Source organism: Saccharopolyspora erythraea NRRL 2338, from assembly GCF_000062885.1.
GTDB lineage: Bacteria > Actinomycetota > Actinomycetes > Mycobacteriales > Pseudonocardiaceae > Saccharopolyspora_D > Saccharopolyspora_D erythraea.
Map to the genome: position 1 here is coordinate 5,100,260 of NC_009142.1, position 25,870 is coordinate 5,126,129.

General features: G+C 71.6%; 22 protein-coding genes. 16 read left to right on the forward strand and 6 right to left on the reverse strand.

Annotated features, from left to right (window positions below):
* Positions 1-24 precede the first annotated feature (24 nt).
* A complete protein-coding gene (locus SACE_RS22120) occupies positions 25-1,296 on the reverse strand; it encodes a cytochrome P450 (RefSeq protein ID WP_231849726.1) in 1,272 nt (423 codons plus the stop codon).
* A gap of 811 nt (positions 1,297-2,107) precedes the next feature.
* Here SACE_RS22120 and SACE_RS22125 point away from each other — a divergent pair.
* From SACE_RS22125 to SACE_RS22170, 10 genes are all read left to right on the forward strand, one after another.
* On the forward strand, positions 2,108-3,655 hold the full coding sequence (locus SACE_RS22125; RefSeq protein WP_009943570.1) for a coproporphyrinogen-III oxidase family protein: 1,548 nt from the start codon (positions 2,108-2,110) through the stop codon (positions 3,653-3,655).
* On the forward strand, positions 3,652-4,842 hold the full coding sequence (locus tag SACE_RS22130; protein WP_009943569.1) for a valine--pyruvate transaminase: 1,191 nt from the start codon (positions 3,652-3,654) through the stop codon (positions 4,840-4,842). The genes SACE_RS22125 and SACE_RS22130 overlap by 4 nt, the downstream gene beginning before the upstream one ends.
* Entirely contained in the window at positions 4,829-6,532 is a 1,704-nt protein-coding gene (locus SACE_RS22135; RefSeq protein WP_009943568.1) for a thiamine pyrophosphate-binding protein, read from the forward strand. The genes SACE_RS22130 and SACE_RS22135 overlap by 14 nt, the downstream gene beginning before the upstream one ends.
* Entirely contained in the window at positions 6,529-7,179 is a 651-nt protein-coding gene (locus tag SACE_RS22140) for a hypothetical protein (protein ID WP_009943567.1), read from the forward strand. The genes SACE_RS22135 and SACE_RS22140 overlap by 4 nt, the downstream gene beginning before the upstream one ends.
* Positions 7,176-8,189, forward strand: coding sequence for a 3-oxoacyl-ACP synthase III family protein (locus SACE_RS22145; RefSeq protein ID WP_009943566.1), 1,014 nt, complete (start codon positions 7,176-7,178; stop codon positions 8,187-8,189). Before SACE_RS22140 ends, SACE_RS22145 begins: the two co-directional genes overlap by 4 nt.
* Before the next feature lie 83 nt (positions 8,190-8,272).
* Positions 8,273-8,533, forward strand: a complete 261-nt coding sequence (locus SACE_RS22150) for an acyl carrier protein (protein ID WP_009943565.1) — start codon at positions 8,273-8,275, stop codon at positions 8,531-8,533.
* A 3-nt stretch (positions 8,534-8,536) separates the two neighbouring features.
* Entirely contained in the window at positions 8,537-8,785 is a 249-nt protein-coding gene (locus tag SACE_RS22155; protein WP_009943564.1) for a phosphopantetheine-binding protein, read from the forward strand.
* An 11-nt stretch (positions 8,786-8,796) separates the two neighbouring features.
* Positions 8,797-10,020 carry a hydroxymethylglutaryl-CoA synthase family protein gene (locus tag SACE_RS22160; protein ID WP_009943563.1) on the forward strand — a complete coding sequence of 408 codons (1,224 nt, stop codon included), beginning with the start codon at positions 8,797-8,799 and terminating at the stop codon, positions 10,018-10,020.
* Entirely contained in the window at positions 10,002-10,745 is a 744-nt protein-coding gene (locus SACE_RS22165) for an enoyl-CoA hydratase/isomerase family protein (RefSeq protein ID WP_009943562.1), read from the forward strand. Before SACE_RS22160 ends, SACE_RS22165 begins: the two co-directional genes overlap by 19 nt.
* Positions 10,742-11,488: a polyketide synthase gene (locus SACE_RS22170; RefSeq protein WP_009943561.1), complete on the forward strand. Its 747-nt coding sequence runs from the start codon at positions 10,742-10,744 to the stop codon at positions 11,486-11,488. The genes SACE_RS22165 and SACE_RS22170 overlap by 4 nt, the downstream gene beginning before the upstream one ends.
* Before the next feature lie 13 nt (positions 11,489-11,501).
* Here the strand turns inward: SACE_RS22170 and SACE_RS22175 are convergent, their stop codons facing one another.
* The gene (locus tag SACE_RS22175) at positions 11,502-12,764 is read right to left on the reverse strand and encodes an RNA-guided endonuclease InsQ/TnpB family protein (protein WP_011874386.1); all 1,263 of its coding nucleotides are present in this window, start codon (positions 12,762-12,764) and stop codon (positions 11,502-11,504) included.
* Between the two features lie 125 nt (positions 12,765-12,889).
* Here SACE_RS22175 and SACE_RS22180 point away from each other — a divergent pair, with 125 nt between their 5' ends.
* The 4 genes from SACE_RS22180 to SACE_RS22195 all read left to right on the forward strand — a co-directional run bounded on the left by SACE_RS22180 (position 12,890) and on the right by SACE_RS22195 (position 17,104).
* Positions 12,890-14,605, forward strand: a complete 1,716-nt coding sequence (locus SACE_RS22180; protein ID WP_009943559.1) for a polyketide synthase — start codon at positions 12,890-12,892, stop codon at positions 14,603-14,605.
* Entirely contained in the window at positions 14,602-15,846 is a 1,245-nt protein-coding gene (locus SACE_RS22185) for a beta-ketoacyl synthase N-terminal-like domain-containing protein (RefSeq protein ID WP_011874387.1), read from the forward strand. Before SACE_RS22180 ends, SACE_RS22185 begins: the two co-directional genes overlap by 4 nt.
* Before the next feature lie 111 nt (positions 15,847-15,957).
* Entirely contained in the window at positions 15,958-16,458 is a 501-nt protein-coding gene (locus SACE_RS22190) for a quercetin 2,3-dioxygenase (protein WP_011874388.1), read from the forward strand.
* A gap of 157 nt (positions 16,459-16,615) precedes the next feature.
* Positions 16,616-17,104 (forward strand): hypothetical protein, encoded by a 489-nt coding sequence (locus SACE_RS22195; protein ID WP_009943556.1) that lies wholly within the window; start codon positions 16,616-16,618, stop codon positions 17,102-17,104.
* Positions 17,105-17,151: 47 nt separating this feature from the next.
* On the opposite strand, the gene SACE_RS22200 is transcribed toward SACE_RS22195, so the two are convergent.
* Positions 17,152-17,847: a TetR/AcrR family transcriptional regulator gene (locus tag SACE_RS22200; protein WP_009943555.1), complete on the reverse strand. Its 696-nt coding sequence runs from the start codon at positions 17,845-17,847 to the stop codon at positions 17,152-17,154.
* Positions 17,848-18,014: 167 nt separating this feature from the next.
* Here SACE_RS22200 and SACE_RS22205 point away from each other — a divergent pair, with 167 nt between their 5' ends.
* Complete coding sequence (locus SACE_RS22205) at positions 18,015-20,723, forward strand: efflux RND transporter permease subunit (protein WP_009943554.1); 2,709 nt, start codon at positions 18,015-18,017, stop codon at positions 20,721-20,723.
* Between the two features lie 18 nt (positions 20,724-20,741).
* On the forward strand, positions 20,742-22,670 hold the full coding sequence (locus SACE_RS22210; RefSeq protein WP_009943552.1) for a YhgE/Pip domain-containing protein: 1,929 nt from the start codon (positions 20,742-20,744) through the stop codon (positions 22,668-22,670).
* Between the two features lie 57 nt (positions 22,671-22,727).
* Here SACE_RS22210 and SACE_RS22215 read toward each other — a convergent pair whose 3' ends face one another.
* Genes SACE_RS22215 through SACE_RS22225 form a run of 3 tightly spaced genes read right to left on the reverse strand, consistent with a single transcriptional unit; the run spans position 22,728 to position 25,800 of the window.
* Positions 22,728-23,540, reverse strand: a complete 813-nt coding sequence (locus SACE_RS22215; RefSeq protein WP_009943551.1) for an HpcH/HpaI aldolase/citrate lyase family protein — start codon at positions 23,538-23,540, stop codon at positions 22,728-22,730.
* Positions 23,537-24,403: an HTD2 family dehydratase gene (locus tag SACE_RS22220; protein WP_009943550.1), complete on the reverse strand. Its 867-nt coding sequence runs from the start codon at positions 24,401-24,403 to the stop codon at positions 23,537-23,539. Before SACE_RS22220 ends, SACE_RS22215 begins: the two co-directional genes overlap by 4 nt.
* Before the next feature lie 2 nt (positions 24,404-24,405).
* Positions 24,406-25,800: an MFS transporter gene (locus tag SACE_RS22225; RefSeq protein WP_009943549.1), complete on the reverse strand. Its 1,395-nt coding sequence runs from the start codon at positions 25,798-25,800 to the stop codon at positions 24,406-24,408.
* Between the last annotated feature and the right edge of the window lie 70 nt (positions 25,801-25,870).

A 25,870-nucleotide genomic window follows, 5' to 3' on the forward strand; every position in this document is an offset into this window, starting at 1 on the left:
GTCCCGCGCCGGCTGGTGGCCGGATCAGGCCCCGGCCGGTTCCCACTCGACGAGCAGGTGCCGCGGGCCGTGGAAGGAGGCGTTGCGCAGGTAGCCGAAGTCCTGTCCCTCGACCAGTCGCATCCCCGGCAGCCTGCGGGTCAGCTCCTCGAGGATGATCCGCATCTCGAGCCTGGCCAGCGGCGCGCCGATGCACGCGTGGCTGCCGATCCCGAAGGTGAGGTGGCGTTTGGCGTTGGACCGCGCGATGTCGAGCTCCCCGGGGTCGCCGAAGACGTCGTCGTCGTGGTTGCCCGAACCGATCACCAGCAGCACGCGCGCGCCCGCCGGGATCGTCACACCGCCCACCGGCACGTCCACCAGCGCCTTGCGCCGCCAGCACAGCACCGACGAGGAGAACCGCAGGCATTCCTCGACCGCGTTGGGGATGGCCGACGGGTCCGCGCACAGCGCTTCCCAGGAGGACCGGTTCGACAGCAGGTGCCGCAGCGCGTTGGCGGTGGCGTTGGTCGTGGTCTCGTGCGCGGCGACCAGCCCGCTCATCATCATGTTCTGCAGGTGGTTGTCGTTGACCAGCTCGGGGTCCTCGCGGTGCACCTCGATCGCGGTGGGGACCCAGCCCTCGCCGCCCTCGCGCTTGAGGCGCTCCACGAGCCGGCCCGACAGCGACCACCACTGGCCCACCTGGTCGGCGATCTCGACCTGGTGCTCCTCGGTCGGCCTTCCCCAGGTGAACGAACCCATCTTGATGGTGTAGTGCCGGGCGCGGTCGATGTCCTCGTCCGGTACGCCGCAGACCAGCAGCCCGACGATCGCGGGCACCTCCCACAGCAGGTCGTCGACCAGGTCGGCCCGCCCGCGTCCGGCGAACCCGTCGACGTAGCGGGTCACCAGGTCGCGGATGCGCCCCTCCAGCTTGGCGACCTCGTCGGCGGCGAGCGGGCCGGCGAGCGCGCGTCTGCGCCGCATGTGCAGCGGCTCGTCCTCGTTGACCAGGACCGGACCGGGCGCGAAGTCGTACTCCGCGAGGCGCTCGCGGGCCTTGGCACCCAGCGGCGTGATCGGGTCCAGGGCGTTGGACGCCGAGAAGCGCCGGGTGTCCCGGAAGATCTCCTTTATGTCGGCATATCTGGTTACGACCCAATGGTCGAGTTCCGGGCTGTAGAACACCGGTTCCCGCTCGCGCGCCGCCTTCAGCACGCCCGCGGGATCCTGCTGGTAGGCCTCGCCGAAAGGATCGAATTCTTCCGCGATCCGCGATATCGGGCAGCCTGCACCCACACGGGTTGCGTCCACCTGCAGCTCCTCCACCCCACCCGTTCGTTTACCCGAGGGGTCGACCGGGAGAAAGACGGTACGTCGATACCGCACCGTGATCAGATGTCCCCATGTTGCAGAGCACTTCCCGCCCTGTCAAGAAAATCGAGGCGACCTGGTCGGGTGCGACAATCCTTGACGATCGCTCACGGACGCACTTAGGCTCCACCGGGTAGGCTTCGATGAGAGCCGCTGAACGTCTGGGGAGAACTGGGTGGAAAAGTTCGTCTTTGAACAATCGCGTTCAACCGAACAGCACCGGGCTGATTACCCGGAACGGAAGCAGCGCAGTTACGACGAACGGGTGAGCAGCTGATGTAGCACGCGAAGCGGTGCCTCTTTTCCCGCACTTCGTCCTGTTTTCGCAGGTCGGCGAAGCAGGGCGGAACACGAGCGGGCTCCGGGCGGCGAGATGGCCCGTGAGTTCGCCGTCCGCTGCGACACCTTGGTCCCGGTCCGGCGAACCGGCGATCAGATCGCGGACCAGAGGATCGGCAGCCCGGTCGCGGTGCTGACCTGTTCGGCAACGGCAACACAGGAACTCCAGCGGAGGAACTTCCGCTCAGCGCCACGACTCCTTTCGGCGGGAATTCAGCCAAAGCCGTCACCGCTGCCCCCTCTGCATCGAGGTCGCGGTTTTTTCCGCGATTCGGTCGGCACCGCTGTTCAGTGCTGCCCGAATCACGGGGCCGAGTGCGGCTATGCCCTTTTCTTGCCGAATTAGTTGAACACGCTACGAGTCGGTTGAACGAGATACGAGTCTGGCGTCACGAGACCGGAGGAGAACCCTGTGCGGCAGCCGAATGGATCGAGTTCCCCAGGTGCCGGCGATGCGCCGGCAGTCCCCGGCTTCGCCGAAGCCGTCGAATACGCCGACCAGCAGATCGAGGCGATCGCGCTGGACGAGCTCCGCGCCGCGGGGGTGTACCGCACGCCGCTGGAGTACTACCTGGTGGGCACCTATCCGCCGCTGAAGTACCTGCACGACATCGGCGAGGACGAGGTCTTCCGGGGCGTCACCGCCTCCCAGAACCTCTACCTGCACATCCCGTTCTGCGAGCAGTACTGCACCTTCTGCCACTTCTACAAGGAGATCAACGCCGAGCAGTCCTGGGTGGACCGCTACGTCACGGCGCTGCTGGACGACATCTCGGCGGTCGCGCAGCGGGTGTCGGCGCAGAGCCCGCTGGGCCTGAACGCCTCGTCGATCTACTTCGGCGGCGGCACCCCCTCCTACCTGCGGGCCCCCCAGATCACCCGGCTGTTCGACCACCTGTGGAAGAACGTCCGCACCAGGCCCGACACCGAGATCACCTTCGAGCTGCACCCCGGCGTGGTGCGCCAGCCCGACTACGAGGACCGGCTCGACGCGATCGCCGCGGGCGGCGTCAACCGCTGGGTCTTCGGCATCCAGTCGATGGACCCCGACGTGCTGGTCAAGCTCAACCGCGGGCACGGCCGGGACGAGGTCTACCGCCTGCTCGGACTGCTCGAGCAGCGCGGGATCGACAACCTCAACGTCGACCTCATCTTCGGGCTACCGCTGCAGAACCTGCGCAACTGGTACGACACGCTCACCGAGCTGATGGCCGCGGGGATCGAGAAGTTCAACATCTTCCCGCTGATGTTCAAGCGCTCGGACCCGATCACCCGCCAGTACATGCGCAACCCGGAGCTGTTCCCCGACGCCACCGACCGGCTCCGGATGCACTACATGGCGGAGTTCGTACTGAGCTCGGCGGGCTTCGCCCGCGGCCCCGTCTTCTACTACGCCAAGGGCCGGGTGCACTCGCAGCAGCAGCAGAACAAGTTCGACTCCATCGAGGAGGACAACCTCGTCGCCCTCGGGGTGAGCGGGTTCGGCTACATCGGCGGCACGCAGTACTACAACCTGTGCGACAACCGGCAGTACGTCGAGGCCATCGCCGAGGGCAGGGCGCCGGTGTGGCGGGGCCACACGCTGCCGAACGAGGAGCGCGCGCGGCGGGCGGTCATGTTCGGGATCCGCTCCGGCGGCGTGGACTTCGACGCCCTGGGCCGGCATTACGAGGTCGACGCCAAGGCGCTGTTCTCCGCCGAGATCGCCCGGCTCGAGCAGCTCGGCCTGGTCACCGTCGACGGCGCCCGGATGACGCTGACCGATCTGGGCTGCACTTTCGTCGACGGGATCGGCTACCTGTTCGCCAGCGACGAGGTCACCTCGCACGTCGCCGAGGCCAACGAGCTCATCCTCTCCCCCTCGCAGGACCCGGTGGACCGCTACGACTACTCGCCGATCGGGCGGCTGGACCTGCCCGGCGGCATCGCCGACCACTACCGGGACGGTGTCCGCGCATGACCACGGCCAGTGCCGCGGCTATCGAGCAGTGGCAGGACGTCGTGCCCTACCTGCTCGACGTCGACGGCGGACGGCACAACCTGGCCACCGGCATGCCGCTGGAGCTGCCCTCGATGTCGGCGGCGGTGCGGGCGGCGTTCCGCGCCGCCGTGGACGACCCCGGCTTCTCCAGCCGGGTGGCGCGGTACCACGGCGTGCTCGGTGACGAGGTGCTGCGCGAGCGGCTCGCGGCGCTCTACGGCGAGCGGTTCGCGCTGCCGGTCTCCAGCGCCAACGTGCTGGTCACGCCCGGCGCCCAGGCCGCCTTCCACGCCGTGTCGGCGCTGATGGCCCGGCGCGGCCGCAAGGTGCTGTTCTTCGGGCCGGAGTACCCGGGCTACCGCACCCACCAGGACGTCCGTTACGAGATGGTGCACTCCGACGTCGTGGCCGAAGGCGAGCACGAGTTCCGCTACGTGCCGCCGCGCGGGACCCTCGACTCCGACGTCGGCGCGGTCGTGGTGTCGCGGCCGAGCAACCCCGCGGGCAACGTGATCTCCGACGAGGCGCTGGGAGAGCTGCTGCGCGAGTGCGCGGCCGTCGACGCGCTGCTCGTCGTCGACAACGCCTACGCGCCGGTCATCCCGAGCCTGGCCTTCCGCGAGCTCGGCATGCCCTGGGCGCCGAACGTGGTGCTGGTGCAGAGCTTCTCCAAGGGCGCGCTCGCAGGCGAGCGGCTGGGCTTCGTGCTCGCGCCGGAGCCGGTGATCGAGATGTTCGCCGAGCTGCAGGCGCAGGTGGCCACGTTCCCGCCGCAGCTGGTGCAGCTGGTCGCGTCGATCCTGCTCCGCGACGACCACTACGTCGGGTTGTGCGAGCGCGACCTGCGCGAGCGCTACCGGCAGCGCCACCAGCTCGTCGGCGAGGTCCTGCACGAGCGGATGGAGGTCCCCTTCCTGCTGCACGCCTCCGACGGCGGCCAGTTCCGCTGGCTGCACCTGCCGGAGCTGCGAACGTCCACTTCGGAGCTGTTCCACGAGCTGAAGGACCGCGGCGTGCTGGTGGCGCCCTCGGCCCCGTTCTACCTGCCGCACCTGCACCGGGAGCCGCACGCGCGCACGAGCGTGCGCATCGGCGTCACGGCGTCGGACGCCGAGATCGAGCAGGGCCTGGGGATCTTCGCGGAGGTGGTCAATGCCGGGCGCTGACAACGACGCGCGCACGCGGGTGGTCGACCGCATCGTCGACTACCTGGACTCGACGGGCGTGCGCCACGTCTTCGGCGTGCACGGCGCCAACGTCGAGGACCTCTACGACGCGATCCACCGCTCCCCCGGCCGGGTCCGCGGCGTCATCGCCAAGCACGAGTTCTCCGCCGGCGCGATGGCCGACGGCTACCACCGCGCGAGCGACCGGCTCGCCGTCGTCGCCACCACCTCCGGTGGGGGTTCGCTGAACCTGGTTCCGGCGCTCGGCGAGGCATACGCGTCCGGAGTGCCGGTGCTCGCGCTGATCGGGCAACCGCCGACCTCCCTGGAGGGGCGCGGCGGGTTCCAGGACCAGAGCGGTCTCGCCGGGTCGCTGGACGGCCCGGCGCTGTTCTCGACGGTCTCCCGGTTCTGCGAACGGGTCGACAAGCCCGACGCGATCGCCGACCTGCTGCCGCGCGCGGTGCGGGCGGCGCTGCGCGAGGGAGGCCCCGCCGTTCTTCTGCTGCCCAAGGACGTCCAGCAGGCCACGGCGACGGCCGAACCGGTCGATCTGGACGACGACGCAGTCGGGTTCGAGGACCTCGACGAGCGGGTGTGGCGCGTGCTCGAAGGGGCGCGACGCGGCGGACCCACCCTGATCGTCGCGGGCTCGGGCGTGGTGCGCGCGAACGCACGCTCGGCGCTGGCGGGCTTCGCCCGGAGCCTGGGCGCGTGGGTGGCCGTGGAACCCGACGCCAAGGACGTCTTCGGAAACCACCACCCGGGCTTCGTCGGTGTGGCCGGGGCCAACGGCCATCCCAGCGTGCGGCACTGCCTCCAGCGCGCGAGCACCGTGGTCCTGGTGGGGACGCGCTTCCCGCAGGTGGCGCGCGCGGGTCTGGAGGACGCCCTGTTCGGGCGCACGATCGTGTGCTTCGACCGCGCCCCCGCCTACGTCTCCGACGAGCTCCCCGCCCTGCACGTCGGCGGCGACCTGCGGGCGAGCCTGCTGCGCGCGACCGAGCGGCTGGAGGGGCTGCCCTGCGCCCGGCCGGCGACCCCGCCGCACGACGGACTGGACTACCTGCCGCACGAGCGGTCGGAAGGCTCCCGGATCGCGCTGCGCGAGGTGGTCGAGACGATCGCGGCCGCGGTCCCCGCCGAGGCGACCGTGGTGTCCGACGCGGGCAACACCGGGTGCGGGGTGCTGCACTTCCTGCCCGCGCCCGCCCGCGGCCGGTACCTGCTGGCGCTCGGCATGGGCGGGATGGGCTTCAGCTTCGGCGCCGGGCTGGGCGCGGCGTTCGCCACCGGCGAGCGCACCTACGTGCTGGCGGGCGACGGCTCGTTCTTCATGCACGGCATGGAGGTGCACACCGCGATCGAGCACGACCTGCCCGTCACCTTCGTGATCTTCAACAACAACTCGCACGCGGCCTGCAAGTCGCGGGAGGAGCTGTTCTACGACGGCGGCCACACGTTCAACGCGTTCCGCAGCAGCGACATCGGCGCGGGCGTCGCGGCCATGTTCCCCGGCCTGCGCGCGACGACGGTGCGCGGGCTGGAGGAACTGCGCGCGTTCCTCGCCGAGACCGGCCGGACCCGGGCGCCGTGCCTGGTGTCGGTCGAGATGCGGCGCGACGAGATGCCGCCCTACCTGCCCTTCGTCCCCGCACAACCCGCGACCGAGAGGACATCGCCGAAGTGAGGGCTTCCGAGCAAGAGCTGTCCGCCATCCCGGGCCTGGCCCGGTGCGAGAGCCTGTCGATGGACGTCATCGTCAAGCAGGCCCAGGAGAACACCAAGGAGTCCTACTCCCACGAGGAGGTGTACGGGGACTACTGCACCCTGCACACCTACATCGACTGCCCGCCCCGCGCCGTCTTCGACTACATGGCCGACATGTACAGCCAGGAGGAGTACACCTACAGCGTCCGCGGTCTGGAGCCGATCGACGACACCGGGCTGCACGTCGGCTGGGACCGCGTGGACCCGCAGACCCGCATCTTCGTGCGGATCGAGTCGAACCCCGACGCGCTCACCGTCGACTACCACGCGGCGTGGGACCAGGGCGACGACCTGTGGATGATCTACCTCTTCCGCGTGCTGCCCGCCGAGCTGGTGCTGCGCAAGCCTGGCTCGGTGCTGCTGATGACCAACTGCCACCACCCGTACTACACCGACAACCCCTACCCGGAGGCGGCGCCGAGCCCGTCGCGCCCGTGGGTGGGCGAGCTGTGGCCGCTGTTCAACGCCGGGCACCGGATCGAGATGGACAACGTCAAGGCGATCCTGGAACACCGCCACCGCAACGGGATCCCGATCGTCGGCGGTGGAGCGAGGACCGCGCGGTGAAACCCGTCAGCCTGATCGACGTCGCCAGCTACCAGCCGCCGAACCGCGTCGGCCGGGAGTACTTCGAGCGGTACTCGCGCCCGGACGACCCGCTGCTGCGCAACCCGATGTTCCGCCCGCCCGAGTACCGGCACTACGCGTCGCGGGAGCAGACCGGGGCCGACCTCATCGAGCAGGCCGCGGCGGCCTTCACCGACCGGCACGGCGCGGAGGCCCTGCGCGAGGTCGACGTGCTGCTCACCTACAACGCGCTGCCCGACGTGCCGTTCCTGGGATCGGGGGCCGAGATCGCGCGGCGGCTCGGCTGCCGGCCCAGGTCCGTCGTCGACGTGCACAACGGGCACTGCGTGGTGTTCCCGTACATGCTCGACCTCGCCAGGAAGCTGCTCCAGGAGGACGGCGCGAACACCGCGCTGCTGTGCGTCTCCCAGAACGCCGGCAAGATCTTCACCCAGCCCGGCGTGCGGACCTCGGCTCACGCGTCGGTCCCCGGCGACGGCGCGGCGGTCGCCCTCGTCGCGGCCTCCGACGAGTCGCCGGTCCTGGCGACCGAGGTGCACCACTACTTCGAGTACGCCCCCGACGTGAACATCACGCTGGAGGACGGGCGGCTGTACTGGGAGCCCGGCACCTCGGAGATGGACGTCGGTTTCGACAACACCAAGGCGCAGAACGTCATCGAGCGCGGGACCAAGATCCTGCCCGAGGTCGTCCGCGCCCTGTGCGGGCGGATCGGCGCCGGGCTCGACGACATCGACCTGCTGGTCACCAACCAGCCGAACCGGCTGCTGCTGCGCAACTGGGTCAGGGAGCTGGCAATCGACGCGTCGCGGCAGTTCGACACCTTCGACTCCTACGGAAACCTCTTCGGCGCCGGCGTGCCGGTGAGCCTCGACCACGCCCTGCGAGCCGACAGGGTCGCCCCGGGCTCGCTGGTGGTGCTCGCGGGTTTCGCCGGAGCGGGCGAGATGGCCGCGGGCGCGGCCATCAGGTGGCGGGAGAAGGCATGACCGCGGGCGCGGCTCGTCCCTGCGCGACGAGCCGCGCCCGTTCGAGAAAACCCTTTGCGGACACCGGATCAGGAGGACCAGCGATGAGCAGCGGAACCCAGGCGGAAGGCTCCAGCAGGACCGCGGAGAACGCGGCGCTCGACCTGCTCGGCGAGGTGCTGTACGTCGAGGCGGGCAAGATCGACCTGGACACCGGCTTCACCGAGCTCGGCCTGGACTCGATCCTGGCCGTCGAGTACGTCTCGATGCTCAAGGACGAGCTTGGCGTCGAGCAGACCGTCGCCTCGCTCTACGAGCTGGGGACGCCGCGGGCCTTCTTCGCCCACATCGCCGCCGAGGCGTAGCCGATGACCAGGGACGAGGTGTTCGCGGTCGTGCGCGAGAACATCCTCGCGGTGCGCGCGGAAGTCGACCCCGCCGACATCCGCGAGGACCGCAGCATGCACGAGCTGGGCTGCGACTCGCTGGACCGGATGGACGTGGTCGTCGGTTCGCTCGACCAGGTCGGCCTGGAGCTGCGCCCGGACCGGTTCGCCGGCGTGCGCGACATCGGTGGCCTGGTCGACGTCCTGCTGGAAAACCTCAACGAGTCGTAACGGATGTGGCCATGAACGTCCCCGTGGGAATCGAAGCGGTCGGCGCCTACTGCGGCAGCGCCTACCTGGAGACCGAGGACCTGTTCGCCGCCCGGGGTCTGGACGCCGGCCGGATCGGCAACCTCGGGCTGCGCCGCAAGAGCGTGGCGGCTCCCGGTGAGGACGTCGTCGCGATGGCGGCCACCGCGGCCCGGCCGCTGGTGGACGCGGTCGACGACAAGGCGAGCATCCGGACGCTCGTGGTCGCCACCGAGTCACCGCTGGACCTGTCCAAGGCCGCGAGCACGCACGTCCACCAGTTGCTGGGCCTGCCCCGCCAGTGCCGGCTGCTGGAGGTCAAGCAGGCCTGCCACGGCGGGGCGGCCGCGCTCGGGCTGGCCGCCTCGGTGGTGGCCACCGAACCGGGCAGCAGGGCGCTGGTGATCGCCTCCGACACCCCGGTGCCGACCCGGGGCTCCTACATGGAACCCGCGCAGGGCGCCGGGGCGGTGGCGGTGCTGGTCGGGCCGCAACCGCGGGTCGTCGAGCTGGAACTGGGCACGACGGGCTGCTACGGCTACGAGACGCCGGACTTCTTCCGGCCGCGTCCGGACGTCGACGTGATGGACACCGACCTGTCCCTGATGTCCTACCTGGACTGTCTGATCGGGGCGTTCGGCGACCACGCGGCGCGCAAGCCCGGCGCGGACTTCGTCGGCTCCTACGACCTGCTGGCCATGCACACCCCGTTCCCCGGCATGGTCCGGGGCGCGCACCGGACCGGCGTGCGCAAGCTCTCCGGCCTCGGCCGGGGCGGTGAGCAGGAAGACTTCGGCCGCCGGGTCGCGCAGTCGCTGCGCTTTCCCGAGCTGGTCGGCAACATCTACTCCGCCACCACGTTGCTGGCCATGATGAGCGCGGTCGCCGGGGCACCCGCGGACCGGCCTTCGTCGATGGGGGTGTTCAGCTACGGATCGGGGTGCGCGTCGGAGTTCTTCGCCTGCACCGTCCTGCCGGGGGCCGCGGAACTGGTCGAGCGGACCGGGCTGGAGCAGGAGCTCGCGGCCCGGACGCGGCTGACCGTCGCGGACTACGACGTCGCGGTCGACGGCGCCGTGGCCGCCGGGTTCGGCGCCGAGCACGCCCGGGTCGCCGCAGACGACCTCGCGGCGTGGGGCGCGGGCGACCGGCCGCGCGCGGTGCTGTCCTCGGTCGAGAACTACCGCAGGGAGTACCGGTGGCTCCCAGCGCGCTGAGCATCCGCGGCGGGTGCGCCGAGCTGCGGTTGTCCCGCCCCGAGGCGGGCAACGCGCTGAGCGCGGACGCGGTGGCCGAACTGCTCGACGGACTGCGCGCCGCCGAAAGGGATCCGGGCTGCCGGACGCTGGTGCTCAGCGCGGAAGGCACTGCCTTCTGCACCGGCGTCGATCTGTCCGCTGTGGACCAACCGGATGCCTGGCCCGCCGAGGCCAGCGCCGCGCTGATGGAGCTGCTGTCCGGCCTGGCCGGCAGCAGGCTGGTCACCGTGGCGGTGGTCGAGGGCAGGGCCACCGGCGGCGGAGTGGGGCTGGCAGCCTGCTGCGACTTCGTCGTGGCCGGACCCGCCGCGAGCTTCCGCCTCACCGAGCTGTTGCTCGGACTGGTGCCCGCGGTGATCACGCCCTTCGTATCGGCCAGGGTCGGCCGCGCCGTGCTCCGGATGGCGCTGCTCGCCGAGGAGTTCGACGCCACCGCGGCGCAGCGGCTCGGTCTCGTCGACGAGGTCGCGCAGCGGCCCGGCGACGTGGTGCGGCGGATCGTGCTGGCGCTGCGGAGGATGCCTCGGCCGGACGCGGTCGACGAGTTCAAGCAGTGCCGCCGCATGCTCGGCGCGGAACCCGCCGGCTACCTCGAACACGCCCACCGGCTCTTCGAGCGCGCCGCGGCCGATCCCGCCGTGCGCACCCGGGTCCGCCTGCTGCAACGGGAAGGAATGCTATGAGCCCGGTGACGGTGGAGGTCGACGAGCGGGTGGCGATCGTGACGATGGCCGACACCGACGGCGGCAACGCGATCTCGCCCGCGCTGATCGAGCAGGTGCCCGCCGCGCTGGCTTCGGTCGCGGCCGACCCGCGCGTGCACGTGGTCCTGGCCGCCGGGCTGCCGAACGTGTTCGCGACCGGCGCCAGCCGCGAGTACCTGCTCACCGAGGAACGCGCCGACGTCGAACCGTTCGTCCGCGCGTTCCCGCACTGCCCGCTGCCGGTCGTGGCGGCGATGCAGGGGCACGCCATCGGCGGCGGGCTCAGCCACGGGCTCTACGCGGACGTGCCGGTGCTGTCCGAGCGCTCGGTCTACGCGGCGAACTTCCTGAACTACGCACTGGTCCCGGAATACGGCACGACGTGGCTGCTCCCCAGCAGGCTCGGGCACACCCTCGGCGCCGAGATGCTGCTGACCGCGCGGGGCTACCGCGGAGCCGAGCTGCGCGCGAGGTCCGCTCCGGTGCGGGTGGTGCCGCACGACGAGGTCTTCGGCTCCTCGCTGGAGATCGCCCGCGACATCGCCCGCGCGCCCAGGCACGCGCTCCGGCTGCTCAAGGAGCAGCTCGCCGCGCAGGCGCTCGCGGCCGGTGACGCAGCGATCGAGGTCGAGGTGGGCAGGCACGAACAGGCGTGGCGGAGCGAGGAGTTCCGCCGGCTGGTCGAGCAGCGGTACGGGCGAGCAGAGGAGATAGCTCGTTGACTTCCTCCCCGCTCTAAAGGGCGGGGATTCCCATCGGGCTCGCGCCCGATGGTTCCTGCTTCGTAGCCGACAACCGAGGGGAGGACCCTTGCGGATTCACACCAGCTCCACAGGCATCGCCGGGTGCTTCCCCGGCTACCGCTCGACCAGCGGCAAGTATGTTCTTCGCGGCGTCGATGTCCCGGTCATGCCGGGTGCCGCAGTCCGGGCACGTCCAGTGTCGTACCGACAGTTTCAAGCTCGACAGCATGTGCCCGCACGCAGAGCACGTCTTGCTGGACGGGTACCAGCGGTCGATGACGACCAGGGTCTTTCCCGCGCGGTCGGCCTTGTACTCCAGTTGACGCCGGAACTCGCCCAACGCCGCGTCCATCACGGCACGGTTCAGGCCGGATTTGGCCCGAACGCGGCCGGGCTCGTGGGCGGTGCCCTTGGCGGAGCGGGTCATGCCGGAGACGTTGAGGTCTTCGATGGCGATGACGTCGTTCTCGCGCACCAGACGTGTACTGGTCTTGTGGACAAAGTCCTGGCGAGCGTGGCGCATCTCGCGGTGCGCGCGGGCGACCTTGTTCTTGGCTTTGCGGCGGTTGTTCGAGTCCTTCTGCTTCCGTGTCATCTGCCGCTGGTAGCGGGCAAGGTTACGGGCCTTGCGGTCCGGATGCTTCGGGTTCGCGATCTTCTCGCCGGAGGACAGGGCCGCGAAGTCCTTCACACCCAGGTCCACCCCGACCGCACGGCCAGTCTCGGTCTGCGGTTCGGGGCCGTCGGTGTCCACGGCGAACGTGACATACCAGCGGCCGTCGGGCTCGCGGGACACGATCACCATCGTCGGGTTCAACGACGCCAGGGTTTCGGCGCCCCAGGACCACACGAACGCAAGCGGCGCGGTGTGCTTCGCGAGAGTCAGTTTGCCGCCGCGCAGGCGGAACGCGCTGCGCGTGTAGTGCGCGGACTGGCGGCCGTTGCGGGACTTGAAACGCGGGTAGCGCGCGCGCCCGAGGAAGAAGTTCTGATAGGCGGTGTGCTGGTGCCGCAACGTTTGCTGCAACGGCACCGACGAGACCTCGGACAGGAACGCCGGCTCGGCGGTTTTCTTCCACGCGGTCAGTGCGGCGTCGGTCTCTTTGCAGGAGGCCTTCTTGCCGTGGGCGTGGTAGGCCCGGTGTCGGTCGGCGAGGGTCTTGTTCCACACCAGGCGTACGCATCCGAACGTGCGGCCCAACTGGGCCATCTGCTCGGGGTCGGGGTAGGCCCGAACCTTGTACGCCGTCCGCATGCTGATCATTTCACACGTTTGCCGATCACGAGCAAGTACGGGCGCGCGGTCGCCCGTCGACGTTCGGGATCGGCTCCTCCCCGGCGTGAACGCCGGGGCTTCCGCCGATTGGAGAACCGGTGAACATGAGCACTGGACGATTCGCGGAGTCCGAGCCGCTGGCGATCGTGGGCATGTCGTGCCGGGTGCCCGGGGGCGACGACGTCGACGAGTTCTGGGAGACGCTGCTGAGCGGGCGCTCGATGATGGGCCCGGTGCCCGAGGAGCGCCTGGTCGGCTACAACGCCGAGGTGGCCGGGGCGGGCGGCCTCACCGCCGGGCTGATGCCCGACGCGGACGCCTTCGACGCCGAGTTCTTCGACGTCGGCGGCCGGATGGCGGCGTGGATGGACCCGCAGCAGCGCCTGCTGCTGGAGACCAGCTGGCGCGCGCTGGAGTCGGCGGGCATCGCGCCCGCGAGCCTGCGGGGCCGGGAGGTCGGCGTGTTCGTCGCGTCGTCGACCAGCGACTTCCGCGACCACATGATCAGCACCGGAGCGCTCGACCGCTACTCGGCGACCGGCAGCGTCGCCGCCTACCTGTCGAACCGCATCTCGCACCACTACGACCTGCGCGGGCCCAGCATCACCGTGGACACGGCGTGCTCCAGCGGGCTGAGCGCGTTGTCGCTGGCCGCGTCGGGACTGCGTGCGGGCGACTTCGACATGGCCATCGTCGGCGCGTCGAACGTCTACGGATCGGGCTGGCTGACCGCCGCGCTGGCGCACATGGGAGCGCTGTCGCCGACGGGCGTCTGCCGCCCGTTCTCCCCCGACGCCGACGGGTACGTGCGCGGCGAGGGCGTGCTGTGCTTCGTCATCAAGCGGCTAGACGACGCGCTCGACTCCGGCGACCCGGTGCTCGCGGTCATCCGGGGCGCCGCGGCCAACCACGACGGACGTGCGGGCGGGCTGGTCAAGACCGACGCGCACTCGCAGGCCCGGCTGATGCGGCGGGCGCTCGCCCAGGGCGGGATCGAGCCCTCCTCGCTCGGCTACCTCGAGGCGCACGCCCCCGGGACGAAGCTGGACGAGGTCGAGCTCAACGGTCTGCGGGAGCTGCTGCGGGGCGCGGAGCCCGCCCGCTTCGCCGGGCCCGACGGCCGGCTCTGGATCGGCACGGTCAAGGCGGTGCTCGGGCACCTGGAGGGCGCGGCGGGCGCGGCCAGCCTCGCCAAGGGCGTGCTGGTCCTGCTCAACGGCGCGATCCCGGCCGGCGTGGGAATTCTCAGCATGGACAGCGGTTTCGACGTCCACGACGAGCAGGCGGGCGCGGGAGTCGTGTCCTGGCCCGCGTCGGGGAGCCCGCGGCGGCTCGGGGTGAGCTCGTTCGGCATCGGCGGCTCCAACGCGCACGTCGTGCTGGAGGAAGCACCGGCCGTCGCGGCACCCGGCGGGACGTGGGGCTCACGACCGATCCCGGTGCCGATCAGCGCGACCGACCCCGAGGCGCTGCGACGGGTCGCGGCCCGGCTGGCGGAGTTCCTGGACGGGCCGTCGGCGCCGGAGCTGGCGGTGACGGCCTGGACCCTGCAGACCGGCCGCGACCACCTCGCGTCGCGTGCCGTCGTCCCCGCGCGCACGCTCGCGGAGCTGCGCGACGGGCTCCGGCGGATCGCGGCGGGCGACGACGTCGCGCCGGACGACGACGTCCGCGTCCGCAGGTGGCTGGACGGCGAGCACATCGACTGGAGCCCGCTGTGGAACCGCCCGCCCGGCCGCCGGGTCCGGCTCCCCGGCTACCCGTTCCGCCGCACCTCGCTGGGCATCGCACCCAGGCGCGCGGCACGCGCGGCGCGATGAACGAGGTGGTGGTCACCGGCGTCGGCGTCCTCAACTCCGTCGCCGACGGTCCGGACTCCTACGCCGCCGCCCTGGCGGCCGGGCGAAGCGGCGTGCGCGCCGCCGACGTGGCGGCCGAAGCCAGGACGTCGGTGGGCGCCTGGCTCGACGGGTTCTCCGTCTCCGCCTGGGCCGACCGGCAACTGCGCGACGACCCGGACGCCGACCGGCTGGCAGCGGTGTCCCGCAGGGCCGCCCTGCCCGCGCGGACAGCGGCCTGCGCGGCGCTCGCGGCCGTCCGGCACGCGCTGCTCGGACCCGAGCAGCGCAGCGGTGCGGCGTTGATCGTCGCCGGCAACAACCTCGCGCTGGACTACCACGCCGACGTCCTGCACCGGTTCCGCGAACGACCGGGCAGCCTGCGCCCGTCGCACGCGCTCACCCACCTCGACACCGACGTGGTGGGCGTGGTGAGCGAGGTGACCGGGATCGCCGGTGAGGGGTGGACGGCCGGTGCCGCCTCGGCCAGCGGCACGCTCGCGGTGATCCTCGGTGCCAGGATGGTCGCCGCGGGCGAGACGGACACCTGCCTGGTGGTGGCGCCGGTCTCGGAGCTGTCGGCGGCCGAGCTGCGCGCCTTCCACGACAGCGGCGCCATGGCGGGCTCGCACGGCACCGACGAGCCCTGGCAGGTGTGCCGGCCGTTCGACGCGCGGCGGCGGGGGTTCGTCTACGGCCAGGGCGCCGCGGCCGTGGTGCTGGAAAGCCGCGAGCGGGCCGGACGCAGGGGCGCGCGCCGGATGGCGGGCATCGCCGGATGGGGGCAGCGTCTCGACGCCCGCCGGGGCACCGAACCGGACCCGTCGGGACAGGCGGCGGCGATGCGCGCCGCGCTGGGCCGCGCCGGAGTGGAACCGGCCGCCGTCGACTACGTCAACGCGCACGGCACCGGCTCGGTGGTGGGCGACGCCGCCGAAGCGCGTGCGCTCGCCGAGGTGTTCGGGCCCGGAAACCGGCCCTTGATCAACTCGACCAAGCCGTTGGTGGGGCACTGCCTGGCCTCGGCGGGACTGCAGGAGCTGGTCGCCACGATCCTGCAACTGCGCGGCGGGTTCGCCCATCCCAACCCCAACCTGGCCGAACCGGTCGATCCGGCACTCGCGTTCGTCGGCCCGACCGCGCGTCGCGGGGCGCTGCACGTGGCGCTGTCCAACAGCGTGGCGTTCGGCGGGATCAACGCCGCGATCGTGGTCCGCCGGTGACGGCGCCTGAGGGAGAGGTGCTGCGAATGATGTTGCGGTGAAACGAGAACCCCGTTCCCCACGTACCTGTCACGAACGAGCGCAGCTCGCGGAGATCCATTGGAGGTCGCGGTGCCGGAAGGCCCGAAGAAGGATTTGCTGCACGTCCCGGCGAGCGAAGGGCAGTCGGTGTGGATCGGCGCCGACATCTACACGTTGAAGGCGACGAAGGAGACCACGGGCGGGTCGCTGAGCCTCATGGAGGTCTCGGTGCCGCCGGGCGACGGCCCGCCGCCGCACGTCCACTCGAACGAGGACGAGGGGATCTACGTGCTCGCCGGGGAGCTGGAGTTCTTCACCGACGGCCGCACGTTCCTGGCCGGCCCCGGTGACTTCGTGTTCGTGCCCCGCGGCACCGTGCACGCGCTCCGCAACGTCGGCGTCCACCCCGGCAAGACTCTGACCATGTACACCCCCGGCGGCATGGACAGGTACTTCGCCGGGGTCGGCACCCCCGCCGAGCCCGGTGTGCCGCCCGCGCCGCAGATGTCGCCGGAGCAGTTGCAGAAGGCGATGGGACTCGCCCAGGAGTACGGCCTGGAGGTGCGGCTCCCCGAGGGCGGGCCGCAGTAGCGCCGCCGCGTGGCCACCAGCCCGTCGACGGACTGGCGGCCGCGCACCGGTCGCAGTGGCCGCACGCCGACCGACCGCACCGCCAGAGGAGTGGGAGCCGCCGACCCCGGGTAGCCGGGGCGGGAGGCATTTCTCCACCTCTGGCGGTGAGAACACGATGTTGCCCGAGAAAGCCGACTGCGCCGTCCTGTCCGACGGCTACTGGGAAGAGGTCATCCTCGCCGCGGAGGTCGCCGGCCGGCTCGCCGTGCGTGAGCTCACCTGCCGATGCGCTGCCGGCGAGCTCACCCGAGGAGGGATCGTCGAGATGAACGTCGGTCCGTCCGGGAGCCCGTTGGCGGCGTGGCTGTGGTGCAGCAGGCGAGCCGTTCACTCCAGCGACGACACGGCCAGCATCGAGGTCGCGCTGGACGACACCGGTATCCCGCCGGCCTCGTCGGCCGGCTGCAAGGCGAGCTCACTCCTCGTGCGCCAGGCGTACGCGAGCGCCTACTGCACCGTGCTGGCGGAGGAAGCGGGCGCGGTGGCGGAACGGCACGTCACCCTCGACCCGCCCACGCTGCCGCGGCAGCGAACCAGCAGCCCCGAGATGCCGGCGCGCGTATCCGGCTCCGGGCATCTTGCGCGCGAGCGGACACCGGCGTAAACCCCGCGTTCCACCGGATCCGCACCCGGTCCCCCGCCTGACGCCGCTCAGGAACCGGGCGGCCGGACCTCGGTCAGGCTGTGCACCAGGGACGGCAGGGTGCGCATGACGTTGTCGCGCACCGCGCGCTCGGCGTCCTCGGCGCCGGCGAGGATGGCCTCCTGCATCGCGGACTCGAAGTGGTCCAGCAGCAGCCGGGTCAGGTGTCCGGAGTCGACGGAGAACCGCAGCCCCACCGAGGCGAGCGCGGTGTCGACCATCGCGGCCAGCTCCTGCTGGAAGGTCCGCACGCTCTCCAGGAACCGCGGGGCGACCTGCGGCTCGCGCATCGCCAGCAGCTTGAACTCGCTGTTGAGCAGGCACCACTGCCGGTTGTCGGGCTGGACCGCCAGGATGTCGGCGATCGCGCCCTCGATCAGCTCCGGATCGGGCTTGCCGGCCACCCGCCCCAGCGGCGCGACCACCTCGTCGAACCGGTCGCGCAGGGTCTCCAGCCGCGCCCGGTTCTCCCGCTCGGTCAGGGCGAGGAACAGCTCCTCCTTGCTGGCGAAGTTCGAGTAGAACGCGCCGCGGGTGAACCCGGCGTCGTCGGTGATCGCCTCGATGGAGGTGCCGTTGATGCCGTGCTCGCAGAACTGCCGGTAGGCGGCGTCGAGCAGCCGCTCGCGCGTCCTGGCCCGGCGCGCGGTCTCCCGCCCGCCACCTGCGGGTGCCTTTCCCGCCGCCGGCTTGCTCGTGTTCAACGGACCCATCCTCCTCGCTCGACCAGCGGTTCCAGCATGACGCGTGCACCGGCGTGGAAGGACGCCACCTTATCGGATACGCTCATGTATCGGATACAGTGCTGTATCCAATCCCCCCGTTCCGGTGACATAGACCAGTCCGGTGCGTCCGGCGACAGGAGTCTGGCGTGTCCTCGTTCCTCTACTCACTCGGCCGCAGGGCCTTCGCCGCCCGCAAGACCGTGCTGCTCACCTGGCTGCTGGTGCTGGCCGTGGCAGGTGGCGCGGCGGGTCTGCTCAACAAGGGCATGGACAACTCGGTGACCATCCCCGGCACCGAGGCCCAGCAGGCGCTGGACCGGCTGTCGGTGACCTTCCCGCAGACCAGCGGCGCCTCGGCGCAGATCATCGCGGTGGCCCCGCAGGGCGTGCGCGACGCCGCCGTGCGCGCCGAGGTCGACCGGGCCGTCGAGGAGCTCAGGAACCTCGACGGGGCCGCCTCGGTCGTCTCCCCCTACGAGGAGAACATCGGCGGCACGATCAGCGAGAACGGCCGGGCCGGGCTGATCACGATCCAGCTCGACGGCGAGACCTCCACGATCGGCCAGCCCACCAAGGACCGCATCGCCCAGATCTCCCACGACCTCCAGCAGCGCCTGCCCGCGGGCTCGCAGGCCTCCTACGGCGGGCCGCTGTTCGCGCAGAACTTCCCCGGCCTGAGCATCATCGAGGCGCTGGGCCTGGTCGTCGCGATCGTGGTGCTGATGATCACGCTGGGCTCGTTCCTGGCGGCCGGGATGCCGCTGGTGAACGCGTTGGTCGGGGTGGGCGTGTCGATGACGCTGATCTTCGTCGCGACCGCGCTGGGACCGATCACCGCCACCACCCCGCTGCTGTCGCTGATGCTGGGCCTGGCCGTGGGAATCGACTACGCGCTGTTCATCGTCTCGCGCCACCAGCAGGAGCTCGCCGGGGGCGTGAGCGCGCGGGAGGCCGCCGCGCGGGCCAATGCCACGGCGGGCTCGGCGGTGATCTTCGCCGGGCTGACGGTCATGATCGCGCTGTTCGGGCTCGGCGTCGCCGGAATCCCGTTCCTGACCACGATGGGCGTCACGGCCGCCGTCGGCGTCGGCATCGCGGTGCTGGTGTCGGTGACGCTGATGCCCGCGCTGCTGGGCTTCGCCGGCGACCGCCTGCGGCCGCGACCGCGCAAGAGGCGGGCCAGGCGCTCGGGCGGCGACCGGTTCTTCGCGGGCTGGGTGCGCGCGGTGACCCGCTTCCCGCTGGTGACCGTGCTGGTCGTGATCGGCGCGCTGGGCATCGCGACGGTGCCCGCCGCGGGGCTGCGGCTCGCGCTGCCCGACGCCGGGGCGCTGCCCCGGGAGGATCCGGCGCGGGTCACCTACGACCTGGTCTCCGAGCACTTCCCGAAGGGCTTCAACGGCCCGCTGATCGTCACCGGCGACATCGTCACCAGCACCGACCCGCTGGGCCTGATGGCCGGTCTCAAGTCCGAGATCGAGCGGCTGCCAGGGGTGGCCGACGTCCCGCTGGCCACCCCGAACCCCACCGCCGACACCGGCATCGTGCAGGTGATCCCGGAGGGCTCCCCGGACTCCGAGCAGACCAAGCAGCTCGTCGACGAGATCCGCTCGCTGCGCGGGCACTTCCAGCAGACCTACGGCATCGACATCTCCGTCACCGGCTTCACCGCCGTGGGCATCGACGTCTCCGACAAGCTCGGCGAGGCGCTGCTGCCCTTCGGCGTGGTGGTGGTCGGGCTGTCGCTGATCCTGCTGGCGATGGTGTTCCGCTCGATCGCCGTGCCGATCAAGGCCGCGCTCGGCTACCTGCTCAGCATCGGCGCCTCGATGGGCATCGTGACGCTGGTGTTCCAGGACGGCTGGCTGGCCGACGCGCTCAACGTCTCCCGCACCGGGCCGGTGATCAGCTTCATGCCGATCGTGCTGATGGGCGTGCTGTTCGGGCTCGCGATGGACTACGAGGTCTTCCTGGTCACGCGGATGCGCGAGGAGTTCGTGCACACCCGCGACGCGCGCGGCGCGGTCCACAGCGGATTCGTGTCCTCGGCCAAGGTCGTCACCGCGGCTGCGGTGATCATGTTCGCGGTGTTCGTGGCGTTCGTGCCAGAAGGCGACGCGAACCTCAAGCCGATCGCGCTCGGGCTGGCCGCCGGGGTGTTCGTCGACGCGTTCGTGGTGCGCATGACGCTGGTCCCGGCGGTGCTGGCGCTGCTGGGCGACAGGGCGTGGTGGATGCCGCGCGCGCTGGACCGCGTGCTGCCGTCGTTCGACGTCGAGGGCGAGGACCTGCGCGAGGAGCTGGAGCTGCGCGACTGGCCGCGCCCCGGTTCCGACGAAGCCATCGCCTGCCAGGGGCTGCGGCTGGTGGAGCCGTCCACCGGCGGCCCGGTCTACCGCGACGTCGGCTTCCTGGTGCCGCGCGGCGGGGTGCACGTCGTGCGGTGTGCCGACGAGTCGGCGACCACCGCGCTGCTGCTGACGCTGTCCGGCCGGTTGAAGCCGGACGCGGGCAGGCTCAAGGTCCTCGGTCACGTGCTGCCCGCCCGCGCCTCGGCGGTGCGCTCGCACGTCGCCTACGTCGACGCCGGCGAGGACGGCGCGGAGGCGGTGCGCCGCGCGCTGGCCGAGAACCCCGCGGTACTGGTGCTCGACCGCACCGACCGGGTCTCCGATCCCGCGGCGCGCCGGGAGATCCGCGCACTGCTCACCGGCTCCCGGCGGACCGTCGTCGCGGGCACCACCGGCCTGGCCGAGGTGAGCGACGTGCTGCCCGCGACCGCTTCGCCGACCGTCGCCGAATTGCGCGGCGGCGCGCCCGCCGCCCCCGGCGTCCTCTCCGGCGCGATCCGCTAGAAAGCCGAGGTACTCACTGTGAGCTCGTTGGTCAAGGGCCGGTCCCGCTTCCGGCTCCCCGTGTTGCCCCTGCTCGGCCTGCTGCTGGTCCCCCTGGCCATCGCGGGACTGCTCACCTGGTCGCTGGGCGATCCCGGACGGCTGAAGGACGTCAAGGCCGCGGTCGTCAACAACGACAAGCCCGTGGAGGTCGGCGGCCAGCTCGCCCCGCTGGGGCGCCAGCTGTCGGCGAAGCTGGTCGGCGGGGAGATCAAGAGCAACTACAGCTGGGAGTTCGCGACCCCGCAGACCGCCGAGGAGGGCCTGCGCGACGGCACCTACGCGGCGGTGGTGACGATCCCGGAGAACTTCTCCGCGGCGGCCACCTCCTTCTCCGGCGACCCGGCCGCGGCCCGGCGCGCGACCATCGACGTCAGCACCGGCGAGCGCAGCCGCCTGGCCGACGAGGCGATCAGCCGGGTGGTGACCACCACGGCCGCGAACCTGCTCGGCCAGCAGCTGACCACGACCTATCTGGACAACGTCTACGTCGGTTTCAACACCCTGGGCGACAAGCTGGGCGACGCCTCGGAGGGCGCGACCTCGCTGGCCGACGGCGCCGAGCAGCTCGCGGGCGGCACCGGCAAGCTCTCCGACGGAGCCGGCGAACTGGCGAAGGGCTCGCGCGCGCTGGCCGACGGGCTGGGCGCCCTCGACGACGGGGCGGCGCAGCTCGCGCAGGGCACCGGCGGGCTCTCCGACGGGCTCGGCGAGCTGCGTGAGCAGACCGGGCAGCTTCCGCAGCAGGTCGGGACGCTGGCCCTGGTCTCCGCGCAGGAAGCCCAGGGCGTGCAGCAGCTCAACGGCGGGCTCAAGGGGATGTCGGAGAAGCTCGCCGAGATGTCCAGGCAGTGCCCGCCCGGTGTCCTGCCGATGTGCAACGACCTCGCCGTCCAGGCCGCGACGGCGAAGGCCCTCAGCGACGGCGCCGGACAGGTGCAGCAGGCCAGCACCGGCGTTTCCGGCGGCCTGAACCAGCTCTCCGGCGGGATGCCCGCGCTCAGCGGCGGCATCGGCCGGCTCGCCGACGGCGCCGCACAGCTCGACGGCGGCGCGCAGCAGCTCGCCGGCGGGCTCTCGCAGACCCGGGGCGGTGCCGACAAGCTCGCCGACGGCGCGGACCAGCTGGCCGGAGGCATGCGCGGGGTCGCCGACGGTGCGCGCCGGCTCGGCGACGGCTCGGGGCAGCTCGCGGGCGGACTCGACCAGGCGGTGCGGCAGCTGCCGAAGTACCCGGACGGCGAACGGGACAAGCTGGCGAAGGCGGTGGCCAACCCGGTCGAGACCGCCGGGGGCACCACGCTCGGCTTCGGCTCCTCCGGCCTGTCGCTGTACGCGGTCCTCGCGCTGTGGGTCGGTGCGCTGGCGACGTTCCTGGTGCTGCGCCCGGTTCCGGAGCGCGCGCTGGAGTCGACCCGTTCGTCGCTGCGGCTGGCACTGCGGCAGTTCCGGCTGCCCGCCGTGCTCGCCGTGGTGCAGGGCGTGCTGGTGAGCGCGGTCGTCGGGATCGCGGGCGATCTCTCCGCCGGGCAGTGGTTCGCCGCCGCCGGGCTGCTGGCGCTGGCGGCGGTGGCGTTCACCGCGGTGAACCAGGCGCTCGCCGCGTTGCTGGGCGGCATCGGCCGGTTCGCGGCGATGCTGGTCGGTCTGGTGGTGCTGGCCAACGGGTTCGTGGCAGCGGTGCCCGCGGTGCTGGGTCAGATCTCCGCCGCACTACCGGTCGGTCCGGCGCAGGACGCCCTGCGGGCGGTCACCGACGGGGGCGGTCCCGGTGGCGCGGCTTTCGCGCTGCTGGTCATCTGGGCGCTGAGCGGCCTGCTGGTGACCTGGGTCGCGGTCGAGCGCGGGCGCACGGTCCGCGCCACCCGATTCCGCCCGGCCTACGGAGTCCAGCGCGGACTGGCGTGAGATCCGGGGCAGGGCGGGGATTTCCTGCCCTGCCCCAATCCAGGCCCGCGGGACCGATCATGACTCGTTGCCGTTGCGGGCGGCCATGATGCGCCGCGCTCGCTCCAGCACCGGCTTGTCGACCATCTGCCCGCCGACGTGGGTGACCGAGTCCCCCGCCCCGACGACTGCGCGTGCCCACTCCCGCTCGCTCTCGGACGGCGCGAACCCGTCCGAGACGACCGGCACCTGGCCGGGATGGACGCACAGCTTCCCGCCGAAGCCGAGGCGGCGGGCGTGCGCGACGTCGCCCTCGAGGACCGCGGTGTCGTCGAGCGCGATCGTCACGCCGTCGATGGGCTGGGCGAGGCCTGCCGCCGCCGACGCGAACACGAGCCTGGAGCGCGCGTAAGCCAGCGCTGCGCGGTCGTCGGGTGCGGCGCCGAGTTCACCGGCGAGGTCGACGTTGCCCAGGGCGACCCGGACGGTTCCGGCCGTCGCGCACAACTCGGCGGCCCGCTCCACGCCCGACGCCGTCTCGACCAGCGGGATCAGACCTCGCGTCCGGCGGCCGACGTCGCAGAGCGCCGGGCCCGCCTCGGCCTTGGGCACCACGACGGGGCAACCGTGGCGGACGGCGGTCGCGAGATCGTCCTCGAACCACGCGGTGCCGGGCGGGTTGATCCGGAGAGCGCAGTCGCCGCCCTGCTCGAGCCACTCGGCGGCGTCGCACCGCGCGCGGTCCTTGTCCTCGGCCGCGACGGCGTCCTCGAGGTCGACGATCACCACGTCGGCCGCGGACGCGGCGGCCTTGGCGAACCGGTCGGGCCGGTGCCCGGGCACGAACAGGAAGCTGCGGGCGGCGGCGATGCGCTCTCGTGCGAGCGTCACGCGAACGTCACCTCCGCCGTGGCGTGCCGGTCGTCCCGGTGGGTGGCCACGTGCAGGCGCGCACCGTCGTCCGACGGTGTCCCGCACGCCACCAGCTTCTCGCCCGCGTACACCGGGCTGCGAAGTGTGAACGACAGGGAGCGCACTGGCCGGGACACGTTGCGGCGAACCAGCTCCAGCATCAGGACCGCCAGCAGCGGGCCGTGCACGACGATCCCGGGATAGCCCTCCGCTTCCCGCGCGTACGGGTGGTCGTAGTGGATGCGGTGCGAGTTCGCGGTGAGGGCGCTGAACCGGAACAGCAGCGTCGGGTCGGGTTGCGCGGCGAGCTGCCAGGTGCCGGTGGGCGGCGGTGCGGTGGCGGTGTCCAGTGCTGCCGGGTGCTTCGCCGAACCGCGCCCGGACCGGTAGACGATGTCCAGTTCCTCCACCAGGCACGTCCGCCCGCCCTGCCGGAACTCGTTGCGCTGGGTGACGAACAGCAGCTCGCCGGTCCGACCGCGTTTGAACGCCACGTTCGCGAGACTGCTCGTGCGCTCCGCGCGCTCCCCCAGCCGCAGCGGCCGCACGATCTCGCAACGGCCGCCGGCGAACATCCGCTGCCGGTCCGGGATCGGCGGCAGGAAGCGCCCGTGCGCCGGGTGGCCGTCGGCGCCCAGCTCCTCCTGCCGGGGCCAGTGCAGGAAGTGGAACCAGTGCCACAGCGCGGGCACGGGGTCGCCGGGCCCGGCGGCGGGTTCCGGTAGGTCCAGCAGGGCGGACACGGCCGCCACCGGCCCGGGTGGCATCGCGTCCTCGTCGGTGACCGGGCCGGGTGCCCACGACTCCACGTACTCGTCGAGTGCTCTTTCAGCGTTGTGCATGCTCATCGTTCCATCGGGGATGTCACTTGCTCGTCGTCACGCGCCGACGCCCGCTCGGACGCGGTGTCCTCGCCATCCAGAGTGGACTCGCGGGAAGGCTCGCGCACCAGCAGCGTGGCGACGAAGGTCAGGGCGATGCATCCGGTGACGTACCAGAAGAAGGTGCTTTCGCGGCCGCTCTGCTTGAGCACCAGCGCGACGGACTCGGTCATTCCGCCGAAGGTGGCCGTCACCAGCGCGTGGCAGAGCCCCACCCCCAGCGCGCGGACCTTGGTCGGGAACATCTCGGCCTTGATGATCGACGACAGCGCCGCGTAGCCGCTCACGAACACCAGCGCACCGGTCATCAGCAGGAACGCCACCCAGGGGTTGCGGGTCTGGCCGAGCACGGTCATGACCGGCACCGTGATGAGCATGCCGCCGACGGAGAAGACGAACATCACCGGCCGTCGTCCGATGCGGTCCGACAGCGCGCCCGCCGCGGGTTGCAGCAGCATGAAGACGAACAGGGCGGCGAAGTTGATCAGGGAGGCGGTCGGCTTCGGGATGCCCGCGGTGTTCACCAGGTACTTCTGCAGGTAGGTGGTGAAGGTGTAGAACGCGACCGTGCCGCCGATGGCGAACCCGAGGACGGCGATCACCTGGAGCGGGTACTCGGTCAGCAGGGCGAACAGGCCGCGCCGTTCCCCGGCCGCCTCCGGGGCGGACCGCCGGAGCCGGTCGCGCTTGTAGTGCTCGGACTCCTCCATCGACCGCCGCAGGTACATCACGACCAGCCCGGCCACCGCGCCGATCGCGAACGGGACCCGCCAGCCCCACTGCCCCATCTGCTCCTCGTCCAGGACCGACTGGAGCACGATCATCACGGCCAGCGCCGAGAGCTGGCCCAGCACGATGGAGACGTAGTTGAAGCTGGAGTAGAAGCCTCGACGGCCGCTCGGCGCGATCTCGGAGAGGTACGAGGCGCTGGAGCCGAACTCCCCGCCGACGGAGAGCCCCTGCGCGAGGCGGGCGACGACGAGCAGGACCGGCGCCGCGAGGCCGATCGTCTGGTAGGACGGCGTGACCGCGATCGTCAGCGAGCCCACGCTCATCAACGTCACCGAGAGGGTCAGCGCCGCACGGCGCCCGAAGCGGTCGCCGTAGAGACCGAGCAGCCAGCCGCCCAGCGGGCGCATGAAGAACCCGACGGCGAAGACCACCGCGGTGGAGAGCAGTTGCGCGGTCTGGTCGCCCTCCGGGAAGAAGACCTGCGCGAAGTAGATGCTGAAGGAGGCGTAGACGAACCAGTCGTACCACTCGACCAGGTTGCCCAGGCAACCCCGGACGATGTTGGCGATGACGCGGGATCTCGCCCGAGTCGTCCGGGATCTTGCGGGGGTTGTCTGCTGCGACATGTGAAGCTCCGTTGCTCTCGTCGCGGTGGGATGTTCTTCGGCGCGGGACGAACGGGGTCGCCGCGGGCGC